General features: G+C 73.0%; 3 protein-coding genes and 1 pseudogene. All 4 read right to left on the bottom strand.

Going from position 1 to position 16,128, the window contains the following annotated elements:
• Positions 1-7 precede the first annotated feature (7 nt).
• On the bottom strand, positions 8-919 hold the full coding sequence (locus AB0H12_RS43295) for an ACP S-malonyltransferase (protein WP_499632021.1): 912 nt from the start codon (positions 917-919) through the stop codon (positions 8-10).
• Between the two features lie 114 nt (positions 920-1,033).
• Positions 1,034-1,939 carry a proline iminopeptidase-family hydrolase gene (locus AB0H12_RS43290; RefSeq protein WP_499632018.1) on the bottom strand — a complete coding sequence of 302 codons (906 nt, stop codon included), beginning with the start codon at positions 1,937-1,939 and terminating at the stop codon, positions 1,034-1,036.
• Positions 1,936-12,807: pseudogene (locus AB0H12_RS43285) on the bottom strand (SDR family NAD(P)-dependent oxidoreductase); the annotation flags it as partial. The pseudogene AB0H12_RS43285 and the gene AB0H12_RS43290, both read right to left, overlap by 4 nt.
• A gap of 24 nt (positions 12,808-12,831) precedes the next feature.
• Complete coding sequence (locus AB0H12_RS43280; protein ID WP_499632016.1) at positions 12,832-16,128, bottom strand: type I polyketide synthase; 3,297 nt, start codon at positions 16,126-16,128, stop codon at positions 12,832-12,834.

The raw sequence follows: 16,128 nt of genomic DNA, 5'->3' as shown, positions 1-16,128 counted from the left end.
GCGACGGCTACGCGCTCGCGGCGGCCATGCCGCGGGTGCGTGGCCGCAGCACGCGGTCCAGGTTGGCCGGCACGACCTCGAACGCGGAACGCGCCGCGCGGACCCGGCCGAAGACCGCGTCCGGCCCGGCGACGTGCAGCGTGCGCACCCCGAGCCCCTGCAGGGCCGCGATCACGGCCGGCCAGCGCACCGGGCGCACGATCCCGTCCAGCAGCATCGTCCGCACCCCGTCCGCCGTGGTGAGCACCCGCCCGTCCTGGTCGGCCACCACCGGCACGCGCGGGTCGGCGAAGTCGATCCCGGCGAGCACGTCGCGCTCGACCCGGTCGCGCAGCGGCGCGAACGCCGCGCAGTGCAGCGGCGGGCGCATCGTGTAGAACGACATGCCGCCCACCGCGCGGAGCTTGCGCTGGAACTCCTCCAACGCGGTGTCGCGCAGGGACACCATGTGGAAGTCGTGGTCGACGTAGCAGGAGATCTCGTGCCACTCGCCCCGCTGGTCCATCTCACCGAGGATCTCGGCCAGCACGTCGGCGGGCACCCTGGTGAACGAGTGGGTGACCACGTCGCGGTGCTCGTGGGCGAAGTACTCCTGCTCGGCCCTGGCCATCGCCACCGTCAGGCCGACCGCGTCGGCGAAGTCCAGCGCGCCCGAGTAGACCGCGGCGGTCTTGCCCCCGAAGCTGAGCCCGACGCACACCTCGGGGCGTGCGCCGAACTCCTCCTCCGCCCACTTGGCCATGCCGAGGCAGGCGATCAGGAACGCGACCTGAGCGTATTCCGAGTAGTCGTCGTCATCGGCCAGGCAGCGGTCGAACAGGGAATAGCCGAGCACGTCGTCCGCGGTCGCGAGCATGGCCCGGGTCGACGGGTCGACGAGCAGGAACTTGGCGAGGTCGTGGAATCGGTTGGGCCCCATTCCGGGGAAGGTGATGGCGGTGTCCATGTACCTTTGTCCATTCACGTGTGACGCGCCGCGGTTTCCCTGCGAGTGTGTGGCGCGGGTCCGGGCCCGGCACACCCCTAGCTCCCCCTACCGGGCCGCCAGGCCGTCCAGGTAGTCGCGCATGACCTGCGTGAAGCGCTCCGGCTCCTCCAGGTTGGGCAGGTGGCTGGACTCCTCGAACAGCTCCCACCGCACGTCGGGCACGAGGTCGGCGTAGGGCTGCACGGTCACCGGCGTGGCCTCGTCGTGCCTGCCCGAGATGAGCAGCGTCGGCACGTCCACCAGCGGGCAGCAGTCGATCACCGACCAGTCCTTGAGGGTGCCGACGACGTGGAACTCGCTCGGCCCGTTCATCGCGTGGTAGACGGTCGGGTCGTTCACGATCTCGTAGAACGAGGCCAGGTAGTCGCGCGGCCACGGGTCGAGCCGGCACACGTGCTCGGTGTAGAACGGCATGATCGCCTTGGCGTACTCCTCGCTGTCGGTGGTGCCCGCGGCCTCGTGCCGCAGCAGGGTGTCGTTGACGCCCAACGGCAAACGGGCGCGCAGCACCTCCATCTCCTGCAACCACAGCGGGTAGGACGCCGGCGAGTTGGCCACCACCAGGCCGCGCAGCCCGGCGGGCCGCGCGGCGGCGTGCTTCGTGGCGAGCATCCCGCCCCAGGAGTGCCCGTACAGCACGTACCCGTCGGCGATGCCCAGGTGCGCGAGGAGGTTGTCCAGCTCGGCCAGGAACAGCTCCACGGTCCAGAAGCCCGGCCCCCGGTCGGGCAGGTGCGTGGAGCCGCCGTTGCCGAGCTGGTCGTAGTGCACGACGGGGTGGCCGTGCTCGGCGAGGGCGGCCATGTTCTGGAGGTAGTCGTGCGTGCTGCCCGGCCCGCCGTGGACGACCACCAGCGGCGGGCGGCCGGAACGCAGGTCGCCGGTCACCCGGTACCAGGTGTGGTGCTCGCCGAAGGGCGCCAGGCCCTTCGACGTCGGCTTGATCTTCATCGGTCGTCCCTCTCCATCGAGTCGAGCCAGCCGTCGACGAGCTTCGCGGTGTCGGCGGAGCGCTCCTCGATGACGGTGAAGTGGTTGGCCGCCACGGACCGCACGGCGTGCGTGGGCTCCAGCGGCTCGGCGAGCCAGTCCTGCTGGCCCTCGGGCACGTCGAGGAAGCTCTCGGTGCACCGGATGAACAGCACGGGCGCCTCGACCGGGTCCATCCGCAGGTTGGGCACGAGGTCGAACCAGCACGCCATCGCGGACAGCCGGGCGTTGTCGAACCGGCCGAACATGGACTCCTTCTCGTACAGGCCCAGCGTCAGCTCGCGGATCGGCATGGCCGCGCCGGAGCCCTCGTCGAGGATCTTGAACGAGTCGAGCATGACCACGCCGGCCGGCCGTGCGGCTCCGGTCCGCTCCAGGTGCCCTGCCACCGAGTAGGCCAGCGACCCGCCGGACGAGTAGCCGAAGAGCACGAACGGCTCGCCCTCCGCGGCCTTGAGCACGGCCGCGGCGAGCACCTCGACGGCGGCGTCCACGGAGGCGGGCAGGCCCTCCCCCGCGACGAAGCCCGGCGTGGGAATGCCCACGACGTGCCGCGGCGTGCCGAGGTGCCCGACCACCCGCGAGTGCTGGTGCAGGCCACCGGTGACCATCGGCGTGCTCAGGCAGATCAGGCGCGGCGCGCCGGCCGGCCCCTCGCGCATGGTGACCGGCGACGGGACGTCCGCCGGGTCGGCCGCCGAGGTGAACTTCGGCCGCAGCGCGACCACCGCGCGCAGCAGGTCGTACGCCTCGCCGACGCGGCCCTCCTCCAGCCCGGCGCGGAACAGGGCGCTGAGCGAGTCGTCCGCCGTGGCGGCCACCGGCTTCGCCGTCGTGCCGGTGGACAGCTCGGACCGCACCCACCTGGCCAGCTCCGCCGGGTTCTTGTTGTCGAACACCACCATGGGCGGCAGGCTCAGCCCGGTGGCCGCGTTGAGCTGGTTGCGCAGCTCCATCGCGGTGAGCGAGTCGAACCCGGACTCCAGGAAGTCCCGCTCGGGGTCGACGGCGGCCGGGTCGGTGTGGCCGAGCAGCATCGCGCAGTACCCGAGCACGAGGTCGCGCAGCACGACTTCCTGCCCGTCCTCGTCCAGCCCGGCGAGCCGCTGCCGCAGCTCGCCCGCTTCGGCCGCCTCCGCCGCGCCACGCCTGCGCGCCGGGGCGAAACCGCGCAGCAGCACGGGGATCTCGTCGGTGCGGGACCTCAGCGCCTGGACGTCCACCTTCAGCGGCACGAGTGCCGGCACGCCCGACGCCAGCGCCGCGTCGAACGAGGCGAACGCCTCGGCCTCGGTCAGCGCGGGCAGGCCCTGGCGGCGCAGGCGGTGCAGGTCGGCTTCGGTCAGGTAGGCGCTCAGACCGGTGTCGACCGCCCACAGGCCGAACGCCATCGACGTCGCGGCCAGCCCGGACGCCGCCCGGTGCGCGGCGAGGGCGTCGAGGAACACGTTCGCCGCCGCGTAGGGCGCCTGGCCCGACGCGAGGACGTGCCCGCCCGCGGAGGAGAACAGCACGAACGCGGCCAGGTCGAGGTCCGCGGTCAGCTCGTGCAGGTGCCAGGCGGCGTCCGCCTTGGCCCGCAGCACGGGGTCGATCCGCTCGGGCGTGATGGTGCCGACGAGACCGTTGTCCGCGACGCCGGCGGCGTGCACGACACCGGTCAACGGGTGCTCGGCCGGGATGCCCGCCAACAACGCAGCCACCGCGACGCGATCACCGACGTCGCACGCCGCGATCGTCACGTCCGCACCCAAGGCGGTCAACTCTTCGCCCAACTCTGCCGCACCCGGCGCTTCCGCACCACGGCGACTCGTCAACACCAAGTGCCGGACACCGTGCTCCACCACCAAGTGCCGGGCCACCAACCCGCCCAGACCACCGGTACCACCCGTGACCAGCACCGTGCCGCCCTCGCGCCACCGCGGTCCGTCGCCGACGTCGGTGTGCCGGACCAGCCTCGGCACGCTCAACCGGCCGCCCCGCACCGCGATCTCCGGTTCACCGGCAGCCGCGGCGGCGTCGACCACGCCCGCCGAGACGGCCCGGTCGTCGATGTCCACCAGCACGAACCGGCCCGGGTTCTCCGCCTGCGCCGCCCGCACCAGACCCCACACCGGGGACTGCGCGACGTCGACCACGCCGTCACCGGCGTCGACCGCGTGCCGGGTCACCACCACGAGGGTCGTGCCGGTGAAGCGCTCGTCCTCCAGGCAGGTCCGCACGGCGGCGAGCACGGCGGTCGTGGCGGACCGCACGCGCGTCGGCACGTCGTCACCGACCGGTTCGACGCGCAGCCGGACGTGCGCCGGGGCCGGGCGGCCTTCGGCGACCTCGGCGAACGGCACCAGCTCGACCCGGTCCTCGGGCGTGGCGAGCGGGTTCCAGTCGACTCGCAGCACCGACGCGTCGCGCCGGCCCGCCGTCAACTGCTCGACCGACACCGGGCGCAGGTTCAGCGCCGCGACGGAGGCGACGGGCGCGCCCGCGGTGTCGGCCAGGGTGAGCGCGAACGCCGTCTCGCTCGACCGGCTCAGCCGGACCCGCAGCGCGGTGCCGCCGGCGGCGTGCAGGGTCACGCCGGACCAGGAGAACGGCAGCATCGTGCGCGTGCCGTCGGCGTCCTCGTCACCGGCGAAGTTCAACGCGTGCATCGCGGCGTCGAGCAGCGCGGGGTGCAGCCCGTACCGGGCGGCTTCGGCGCGGCTCTGCTCCGGGAGCGCGACCTCGGCGTAGACGTCGTCACCGCGCCGCCACGCGGCCCGCAGGCCCTGGAACGCCGGGCCGTACCCGTACCCGCGGTCCCGCAGGTACTCGTACGCGCCGTCGAGGTCGACGTGCTCGGCGCCGGGCGGCGGCCACTCGTCCAGCCGGGCGCCGGGCGCCCCGGTCCCGGCCACGAGCACACCGTCGGCGTGCGACGTCCACGGCTCGTCCGGCTCCGCGTCCTGGGGACGGGAGTGGATGGTGATCCGACGCCGCCCGCCGCCGTCCGGCGCACCGACGCGCACCTGCAGCTGCGCGCCCTTCTCACCCGGCACGAGCGGTGCGCCGAGGGTCAGCTCCTCCAGCACGTCGCAGCCGACGCGGTCACCGGCCTGGACGGCCACCTCGACCAGCGCGGCGCCGGGGACCAGGACGGTGTCGAACACGCGGTGGTCGGCCAGCCAGCGCTGCGCGTGCGCGGCGAGGCGTCCGGTGAGGAGCAGCTCGCCGGAATCGGCCAACGGCACCGCCGCACCCAGCAGGGGGTGTTCGACCGTGGCCAGGCCGGTGGCCGCGATGTCCGGGGTGAGCAGCAGCTGCTCGTCCGGCCAGTACTCCTGGCGCTGGAAGGGGTAGGTCGGCAGGTCGACCCGCCGGGCGGCGCGGCCCGCGAAGAAGGCCCGCCAGTCCACGGTCCCGCCGGCGGTGTGCAGTCGACCGACGCCGGTCACCAGCGTGACGGCCTCGTCACGGCCCTTCCGCTGCAACGGGATGCCGTCCTCGACCAGCGCGCTGAGCACGCCGTCCGGCCCGACCTCCACGAAGCGCACGACACCCTGCTCGCGCAGCCGCAGCACGACGTCGTGGAACCGGACAGCGTCACGCACGTGCCGCACCCAGTACTCCGGGTCGGTCACGTCGCCGGTCGTCGCGATCGGGATCGTCGGCGCCCGGAAGTCCAACTCCCGCACCACGGCACGGAAGTCGTCCAGCATGGGGTCCATCAAGACCGAGTGGAACGCGTGCGACACCGACAGCCGCTTCGACCGCTCGAACTTCGAGGCCACCTCCAGCACCTCGGCCTCGACACCCGACACGACCACCGAGTCCGGCCCGTTGACCGCCGCGATGCTCACGCCGTCGGTCAGCAACGGCAGCACGTCGTCCTCGGTGGCCTTGACCGCCACCATCGCGCCACCCTCGGGCAACGCCTGCATCAGGCTCGCCCGAGCCGACACCAACCGACACGCGTCCGACAGCGACAACACCCCGGCCACGTGAGCCGCCGCGATCTCACCGATCGAATGCCCAGCCACCCGATCCGGCCGCACACCCCACGACTCCAACAACCGATACAGCGCAACCTCGAAGACGAACAACGCAGGCTGCGCGAACTCCGTGCGGTTGACGGCCTTCTCGTCCCAGCCCCACATCACGTCCAGCAGCTCCGGGGTGAACCCGGCCGCCGCCTCCTCCACCGCCCGCGCGAACACGGGGAACTCCCCGTACAGCTCACGGCCCATGCCGACGCGCTGCGAGCCCTGGCCGGTGAACAGGAACGCGGTGGAGCCGGTCGACCGCGCCACGCCGGACGTGCCCCGGCCCTCGGCCAGCGCGGTGAGCTCCCGCATCAGCTCGCCCCGGTGCTCGCCGACCAGCACGGCGCGGTGCTCGAACCGGGAACGCCCCGTGGCCAGCGAGAAGCCGACGTCGACACCACGCAGGTCCGGCCGGTCCGCCAGGTGCGACCGCAGTGACGCGGCCTGCGCGAGGAGCCCTTCCGCCGTCCGGGCGGACAGCAGCCACGGCACGACCGAACCGGTCGCGGTCGGCGTGGCGGGCCGGGGTTCCACCGCGTCGGCCTGCTCGATGATCACGTGCGCGTTGGTGCCGCTGATGCCGAACGACGAGACCGCCGCCCGCCGCGGCCGGTCCACCGCGGGCCACTCGCGCGCCTCGGTGAGCAGCCGCACGCCGCCCGCCGCCCAGTCCACGTGCGGCGACGGCTCGTCCACGTGCAGCGTCTTCGGCATCACACCGCGCCGGACGGCCTCCACCATCTTGATCACCCCGGCCACGCCCGAGGCGGCCTGGGTGTGGCCGATGTTCGACTTGATCGACCCCAACCACAACGGGGCGTCGTCGGTCCGGTCCTGACCGTAGGTGGCCAGCAGCGCCTGCGCCTCGATCGGGTCGCCCAACGTGGTGCCGGTGCCGTGGCCCTCGACCACGTCGACGTCCGAAGTGGACAGCCCGGCGACGCCGAGGGCCTGCCGGATGAGTCGCTGCTGGGACGGCCCGTTCGGCGCGGAGAAGCCGTTCGACGCGCCGTCCTGGTTGAGCGCGGTCCCGCGCACGACGGCGAGCACCGGGTGCCCGTTCCGCCGCGCGTCCGACAACCGCTCGACCAGCAGCAGACCCGCGCCCTCACCCCAACCGGTGCCGTCCGCCGCGCCCGCGTACGACTTGCACCGGCCGTCGGCGGAGAGCCCGCGCTGGCGGCTGAAGTCGACGAACATGTCCGGCGTGGACATCACCGTCACGCCGCCCGCGAGCGCCAGCGAGCACTCGCCGGAGCGCAGCGCCTGGATCGCCAGGTGCAGCGCGACCAGCGACGACGAGCACGCCGTGTCGACGGTGACCGCGGGCCCTTCCAGGCCGAGGGTGTAGGAGACGCGGCCGGACACGAGGCTGCCGCCGCTGGAGTGGGCCCGGTCCGAGCCCTGCCCGTAGTCGTGGTACATCAGGCCCGCGAACACGCCGGTGGCGCTGCCGCGCAGCGAGACCGGGTCGATCCCGGCGCGTTCCAGGGCCTCCCAGGCGATCTCCAGCAGCAGCCGCTGCTGCGGGTCCATGGCGACGGCCTCGTTCGGGCTGATCCCGAAGAACCCGGGGTCGAACATGGTCGCGTCGTGCAGGAAGCAGCCCTCGCGGGTGTAGCTCTTGCCGCGCTTGCCGGGTTCGGGGTCGTAGACCTCGTCCCAGCCGCGGTTGTCCGGGAACCCGGTCACCGTGTCGACGCCGTCCAGCACCACCCGCCACAGGTCCTCCGGCGTGGTGACACCGCCGGGGTAGCGGCAGCCCATCGCGACGATGGCGATCGGTTCGTCGGCCGCCACCCTGGTGACGACCGCGGCGGTCGTGGCGGCGGCGCCGGCCAGCGTCTCCGCGATGTGCTGCGCCACCGCCCGGGCGGACGGTTGGTCGAACACCAGGGTCGCCGGGAGGTCGAGGCCGGTCACGGTGTTGAGGGCGTTGCGCAGCTCGACCGCCGACAGCGAGTCGAAGCCCAGCTCCTGGAACGCCCGGTCGGGCTCGATCGCGTCGGCGGAGGCGTGCCCGAGGACGGCGGCGACGTGGCCGCGCACCAGGTCGAGCAGCGCGTCGACGCGCTGGGCGTCGGTGAGGCCGTCCAGCTGCCCGACCAGCTCGCTCGAACCCCGCCGTGCCGCTTGACGAGCGGGAGCTCGCACCAGTCCGCGCAGCAACGCGGGCACGTCGCCGGTGCGGGCGCGTGCGGTCGCGGCGTCGACCCGCAACGGCACGAGCACCGGTCGGCCCGTCTCCAGGGCGGCGTCGAAGAGGCCGAGACCTTCGTCGAGCGTCAGCGGCGGGAGTCCCTGGCGGCGCACGCGGTCCAGGTCGACCTCGCCGAGCAGCGCGCCCAGGCCCGCGTCCACGCCCCACAGCCCGTACGCCAGGGACGTCGCGGGCAGCCCTTCGGCGTGGCGGTGGTGCGCGAGGGCGTCGAGGAACACGTTCGCCGCCGCGTACGTCGCCTGCCCGGCGGCCAGCACCATGCCGCCCGCCGAGGAGAACAGCACGAACGCGGCCAGGTCGAGGTCCGCGGTCAGCTCGTGCAGGTGCCAGGCGGCGTCCACCTTCGGGCGGAACACGTCCTCGACCTGCTCGGGGGTGACCGCGCCGACCACGCCGTTGCGCGCGACGCCGGCGGCGTGCACCACACCGGTCAACGGGTGCTCTGCCGGGATGCCCGCCAACAACGCCGCCACCGCGTCGCGGTCACCCATGTCGCACGCGGCGATCGTCACGTCCGCACCAAGCGCGATCAGCTCTTCACCCAGCTCGGTCGCACCCGGCGCCTCCACGCCACGCCGACTCGTCAGCACCAAGTGCCGCACACCGTGCTCGACCACCAGGTGACGGGCCACCAGACCACCCAGACCACCGGTGCCACCCGTGATGAGCACCGTGCCGCCCTCGCGCCACCGCGGCCGGTCACCGGTCGCGGACGTCCTGGCCAGCCTCGGCACGTGCGCCGACCCGGCGCGCAGGGCGATCTCCGGCTCACCGGTCGCCACCGCCGCCCGGACCAGCGACTCGTCGAACCCGTCGGTGTCCACCAGCACGAACCGGCCGGGGTTCTCCGCCTGCGCCGCCCGCACCAGACCCCACACCGGGGTCTGCGCGAGGTCGACCACGTCGTCCGGGCCCACCGCCACGGCGCGGGTGGTCACCACGACCAGCGTGCCCGCGCGCTCGGCGTTGAGCTGGTCGAGCACGGCGGCCGTGACGGCGCGCACTCGGTCGGTGACGTCACCACTCGGGGTGGTCACGGCGAAGACCACGTCGTCGGACTCCTCGGCGGAGGCGACCGGGACCTGCTGCCACCCGATGTGCAGCAGCGCGTCGCGGTGGTCGGGCCGCACGTCGAGCTGCGCCGCCGACACCGGCCGGGACACCAGCGCCTCGACCGACATGACCGGCAGGCCGGTCTGGTCCGCGACGGCCAGCGCGATGCTGTCCCGCCCGGACGGGGTGATCCGCACCCGGACCGCGTGCGCGGCGGCGGCGTGCAGCGTGACACCGCTCCACACGAACGGCAGCACGGTCCGGCCGTCGCGGTTGCCGTCGTCGTGCACCAGGATCGCGTGCAGGGACGCGTCGAGCAGCGCCGGGTGCAGCCCGAACCGCGCGGCGTCGGCGTTCTGCGCGGGCAGCGCGACCTCGGCGTACACGTCCTCGCCGTGCCGCCAGGCCGCCTTGAGCCCCTGGAACACCGGCCCGTAGCCGTAGCCCTGGTCGGCCAGGTGCTCGTACGCGCCGTCGAGGTCGATCGACTCCGCGCCGGCCGGTGGCCACTGCGCCAGGTCGAAGGACGGCACGACGGCGCGTTCGGACAACGCGCCCTGCGCGTGCAGCGTCCAAGACGCGCCGGAACCCTCCTCCCGCGAGTACACCGACACCGGCCGGCGACCGTTCCCGTCGGGCGCGTCGACCACGACCTCCACCACGGCCGCCTTGCCCGGCGCCAGCACCAGGGGTGCGGTCAGGGTCAGTTCCTCCAGCGTGGTGCAGCCGACCTGGTCACCCGCGCGCACCGCCAGTTCGACGAAGCCCGTGCCGGGCAGCAGGACGCTGCCGAGCACGTCGTGGTCGGCCAACCACGGCTGCCGGTCGGTGCCGAGCCGCCCCGTGAGCACCACTCGTTCCGAGTCGGGCGACTCCACCACCGCGCCCAACAACGGGTGCTCGACCTTCCCGAGCCCCGCGGACCTCACGTTGCCGATCTCGTCGGCCATCCACGACTCGGCCAGGTAGTCCATCGTGTCCAGCCAGTACCGCTCGCGCTGGAACGCGTAGGTCGGCAGGTCGACCCGCGTGCCGCGACCGTCGAAGAACGCCTGCCAGTCGACCGCGCCACCCGTGCAGTGCAGCTGCCCGAGGCCCGCGACCACCGTGACCGCCTCGTCGCGTCCCTTGCGCTGCAACGCGATCGCGCCGTCGACCAGCGCGCTCAACACGCCGTCGGGGCCGATCTCCACGAACCGGCCGACGCCTTCGTTCCGCAGCTGCGTCACGGCGTCGTGGAAGCGGACCGCGTCCCGCACGTGCCGAACCCAGTACTCCGGGTCCGTCACGTCACCGGTCGTGGCGATCGGGATCGTCGGCTCCCGGAAGCTCAACTCCCGCACCACGGTCCGGAAGTCGTCCAACATCGGGTCCATGAGGACGGAGTGGAACGCGTGCGACACCGACAACCGCTTCGACCGCTCGAACCGGGCCGCGACCGCCAACACCTCAGCCTCGACACCCGAAACCACCACGGAATCCGCGCCATTCACCGCCGCGATCCCCACACCGGCCGTCAACAACGGCAGCACATCGGCCTCAGCAGCCTTGACCGCCACCATCGCCCCACCCTCGGGCAACGCCTGCATCAAACCCGCACGCGCCGACACCAACCGACACGCATCCGACAGCGACAACACACCAGCCACATGAGCCGCAGCGATCTCACCGATCGAATGACCCGCAACCCGATCCGGCCGAACACCCCACGACTCCAACAACCGGAACAACGCCACCTCGAACGCGAACAACGCAGGCTGAGCGAACTCCGTCCGCTCCAACCGCTCCGCATCCTCACCCCACACCACATCCCGCAACACCGGGTCAAACCCGGCCAACACCTCGTCGAACACCCGCCCGAACACCGGGAACGCCGCCGACAACCCACGACCCATCCCCAACCGCTGCGAACCCTGCCCCGTGAACAAGAACGCCGTCGAGCCCGTGGACCGGGTGAACACCGGCACCAGCCCGGCCAGCGCACGCACCAGCTCGTCGCGGTCCCGACCGGCCACCACCGACCGGTGCGACAACGCCGCACGCGTGTTCACCAGCGAGAACGCCACGTCGGTCGGCCGCACGGACGGGTTGTCCGCGAGCCAGTCGTGCAGCTTGCGAGCCTGCGCGGCCACGCCCTCGGCGTCGTTCCCGGACACCAGCAGCGGCACGACCGGCAGCTCAGCCGTCGCGAGCCCGGCCTCCTCCTCCGGCGCCTGCTCGATGATCACGTGCGCGTTCGTGCCGCTGATCCCGAACGACGAGACACCCGCCCGACGCGGCCGACCCTCGACCGACCACTCCCGGGCCTCGGTCAGCAGCTTCACGTTCCCCGCCGCCCAGTCCACGTGCGGGGACGGCTCGTCCACGTGCAGCGTCTTCGGCATCACGCCGTGCTGGATGGCGTGGACCACCTTGATGATGGCGGCGACACCGGCGGCGGCCTGGGTGTGGCCGATGTTCGACTTGATCGACCCCAACCACAACGGGGCGTCCTCGGCGCGGTCCTGGCCGTAGGTCGCCAGCAGCGCCTGCGCCTCGATCGGGTCGCCCAACGTGGTGCCGGTGCCGTGACCCTCGACCACGTCGACCTGGTCGACGGAGACGCGGGCGTTGGCGAGGGCCGCCCGGATCACGCGGCGCTGCGACGGGCCGTTGGGCGCGGTGAGACCGTTGGACGCGCCGTCCTGGTTGATCGCGGACCCGCGGACCACGGCGAGCACGCGATGGCCGTTGCGGCGGGCGTCCGACAGCCGCTCCACCAGCACCACGCCGACGCCCTCGCCCCAGCCGGTGCCGTCCGCCGCGCCCGCGAACGACTTGCACCGGCCGTCCTTCGCCAGCCCGCGCTGCCGGCTGAACTCCACGAAGGTCTCCGGCGTCGCCATGACCGCGACACCGCCGACGAGCGCCAGCGAGCACTCCCCCGCACGCAGCGCTTGGACGGCCCAGTGCAGCGCCACCAGCGACGACGAACACGCCGTGTCGACCGTGACCGCAGGACCTTCCAGACCCAGCGTGTAGGAGACGCGACCGGAGGCGACCGCGCCCGTGCTGTTGTTGGCGGGGTAGTCGTGGTACATCATCCCGGCGAACACACCGGTGTCACTGCCCCGCAAGGAAGTCGGGTCGATACCGGCCCGCTCGATCGCCTCCCACGACGCCTCCAGCAGCAGCCGCTGCTGCGGGTCCATCACCAACGCCTCGTTCGGGCTGATCCCGAAGAACGCCGGGTCGAAGTCGGCGGCGTCGTGCAGGAACGCGCCCTCACGGGTGTAGGTCTTGCCGACCGCGCCGGGTTCCGGGTCGTACACGCCGTCGACGTCCCAACCACGATCCGTCGGGAACCCACCCACGGCATCCACACCGTCAGCCACCAACCGCCACAAGTCCTCCGGCGACGACACACCACCCGGGTAGCGGCACGCCATGCCGACGATCGCGATCGGCTCGCGCTGGGTGGCGGTGAGCTTCTGGTTCTGCTCGCGCAGGAGCTTCGTTTCCTTCAGCGACGCGCGGAGCGCTTCGACGAGTTTGTCGTTCGGGCCGGTCATTCCCGTTCACGCTCCCTGAGTCGCGTCGTCGAGGTCGATGCCCTCGAACGCCATGCTGATGAGGCTTTCCGTGTCCATCTCGTCGATCGAGTCGGCGGCCGTCCCCGGACCGGCCTGGACCTGCCGATCGCCCGCCCCGCCCAGTTCGAGCAGGCTGTCGAGCAGCCCCGCGTCGCGCAGCCGGGTGAGCGGGATGGCTTGCAGGATGCGGCGGACCTGCTCCTCGTGCGCCCGCGCCTCGTCGCCGGCCCCGGGCGCCAGCTCGGCGCGCAGGAACTCGGCCAGCGCCCGCGGCGTGGGGTAGTCGAAGACCAGCGTCGCCGGTAGCCGCATGTCCACCGCGGCGCTCAGGCCGTTGCGGAACTCGACCGCCGACAGCGAGTCGAAGCCCAGGTCGTTGAACGCCTGCTCCGGATCGATCGCCTCCGGACCCGCGTGACCCAAGGTCGCCGCCGCCTGCGTCCGCACCAACTCCACCAGCACCGCGAGCCTCTCGCCGTCGTCGTCCAGGCCCGCGAGCCGTTCCCGCCACACGGACGCCGCCGCGTCACCGGTCACCCGGCGGGCACGGCGACGAACCAGGCCGCGCAGCAGCGGCGGGACGTCGTCCCCACCGGCGCCGGACAGGGTCAACCCGATCGGCACGAGCGCCGGGAGGTCGAGCGACACGGCGGTGTCGAGCAGCGCCAGGCCGTCCTCGGTCGAGAGGGCCTGCACGCCGGACCGCCGCATCCGCTGGACGTCGGCTTGGCCGGTCATGCCGGAGTCGTCGGCCCAGAGGCCCCAGGCCAACGAGTGCGCGACCTGGCCGTTGGCCCGGCGGTGTGCCGCCAACGCGTCCAGGTAGGCGTTGCCCGCCGCGTAGCTGCCCTGGCCGGGGTTGCCGAAGACGCCCGCGGCCGAGGAGAACAGCACGAACGCCGAGACGTCGCCGACCACCTCGTGCAGGTTCCACGCCGCGTCGACCTTCGGGCGCAACACCCCGTCCACCCGTTCGGGCGTCAACGAGGCGATCACGCCGTCGTCGAGGACGCCCGCGACGTGCACCACGCCGTCCACCGGGTAGGCGGCCACCAGCTCGGCCAGGGCCTCCCGGTCGGCCACGTCGCAGGCCACCAGCTCCGCCTTGGCCCCTGCCTCCGCCAACTCGGCCACGAGGTCGTGCGCGCCCGGTGCGTCCAGTCCGCTCCGGCTGGTCAACAGCAGCTCGGTGACACCGTGCGCGGTCACGAGGTGCCGGGCGACCACCCGGCCGAGGGAACCCGTCGCACCCGTCACCAGGACACGACCCGAGAACGCCCGGCCGTCCGTCTCCGACCCGCGGGCAACGCGCGCCAGCCGGGCCGCGTGCACGACGCCGTCGCGAACGACCACCTGCGGCTCACCTGTGCCGAGGACGGCGGCGGTGTCGAGATCGGCGTCGGTGTCCACCAGGACGATCCGACCGGGGTTCTCAGACTGAGCGGACCGCACCAGGCCCCAGACGGCCGCCCCGGCGAGATCCGTGATCTCGCCGAACGGCACGGCACCCCGGGTCACCACGACGAGCGAGGAACCGTCACCCCGCGCCAGCCAGTCCTGCAACTCGGCCAGCACCCGTGACACCTCGGCCCGCACACCCGCCGGGTCCGCACCCGGCGCGCCGGCCTCCAGCACGACGGCGTCCGCCACCACCGGCGCCGACGCCGCCACCGGCGACCACTCCAGTCGGAACAGCGACTCGTGCGTCCCCGCACCGGCCGCGAGTTGTTCGGCCGACACGGGACGCATCGCCAGCGTGCCGACCCGGGCGACCGGCACACCGGCGCCGTCCGCGACCAGCAGCGTGACCGCGCCCTCGCCCACCGGGGCCAACCGCACCCGCAGCCGCGACGCCCCTGCCGCGAACAACGACACCCCGGACCAGGAGAACGGCAGCACCGCGGGCGGCGCGGTCCCGCTGTCGTCACCGGCGCCGGCCGCCAGCCGGAGCGCGTGCAGCGCCGAGTCGAGCAGCGCCGGGTGCAGTCCGAACCGCGCGGCGTCCGCGTCGTCCGGCAACGCGACCTCGGCGTACACGTCGTCCCCGACCTTCCAGGCCGCCTTGAGCCCCTGGAACACCGGCCCGTAGCCGTAGCCCTGATCGGCCAACTGCTCGTACGCGCCGTCGAGGTCGACCGGTTGCCCACCGACCGGCGGCCACTGCGCCAGGTCGAACGTCGGCGTGACGTCCTCCTCGGCCAGCTCGCCCACCGCGTGCAGCACCCAAGGCACGTCCGCCCCTTCGGCCCGCGAGTACACCGACACGGCACGCCGTCCGCCGTCCGGCGCGTCCACCACGACCTGCAACGCCACCCCACCGCTCGTCGGCAGGACCAGCGGCGCGGTCAGCGTCATCTCCTCCAGCACGCCACAGCCGACGTGGTCACCGGCCCGCACGGCGAGTTCCACGAAGGCCGTGCCGGGCAGCAGCACCGTGCCGTGCACTTCGTGGTCGGCCAACCACGGCTGGCGGTCCACGCCGAGCCGCCCCGTCAACACCACGCGCTCGGAGTCGGGCGACTCGACCACCGCACCCAGCAACGGGTGCTCGGACACCTCCAGGCCGGCCGACTTCACGTTGCCGATCTCGTCGGCCATCCACGACTCGGCCAGGTAGTCCATCGTGTCCAGCCAGTACCGCTCGCGCTGGAACGCGTAGGTCGGCAGGCCGACCTTCCGGGCGTTGCTGCCCGTGAAGAACGCGGACCAGTCGACCGCGCCGCCGGCGGTGTGCAGCCGACCCAGGCCTGAGACCAGGGTGACCGCCTCATCACGTCCCTTGCGCTGCAACGCGATGCCGTCGTCGACCAGCGCGCTGAGCACGCCGTCCGGCCCGACCTCGACCAGCCTGGTGACGCCCTCACCCCGCAGCTGCGTCACGGCGTCGTGGAAGCGCACCGCGTCACGGACGTGCCGCACCCAGTACTCGGGATCGGTCACGTCACCGGTCGCGGCGATCGGGGTGGTCGGCTCCCGGAAGCTCAACTCCCGCACCACCGCGCGGAAGTCGTCCAACATCGGGTCCATCAACACCGAGTGGAACGCGTGCGACACCGACAACCGCTTCGACCGCTCGAACCGGGCCGCGACCGCCAACACCTCAGCCTCGACACCCGAAACCACCACGGAATCCGCGCCATTCACCGCCGCGATCCCCACACCGGCCGTCAACAACGGCAGCACATCGGCCTCGGTGGCCTTGATCGCCACCATCGCCCCGCCCTCGGGCAACGCCTGCATCAAACCCGCACGCGCCGACACCAACCGACACGCATCCGACAG

The sequence above is a fragment of the Actinosynnema sp. NPDC023794 genome (assembly GCF_040639675.1).
GTDB lineage: Bacteria > Actinomycetota > Actinomycetes > Mycobacteriales > Pseudonocardiaceae > Actinosynnema > Actinosynnema luteola.
The sequence above is the reverse complement of the archived record's forward strand: the minus strand, read 5'-3'. Positions and strand labels throughout refer to the sequence as shown.

What these genes read in the sequence shown, in the direction of transcription:
- AB0H12_RS43290 (WP_499632018.1), bottom strand. Translation starts at nt 1,939, where the DNA reads ATGAAGATCAAGCCGACGTCGAAGGGCCTGGCGCCCTTCGGCGAGCAC.
- AB0H12_RS43295 (WP_499632021.1), bottom strand. Translation starts at nt 919, where the DNA reads ATGGGGCCCAACCGATTCCACGACCTCGCCAAGTTCCTGCTCGTCGAC.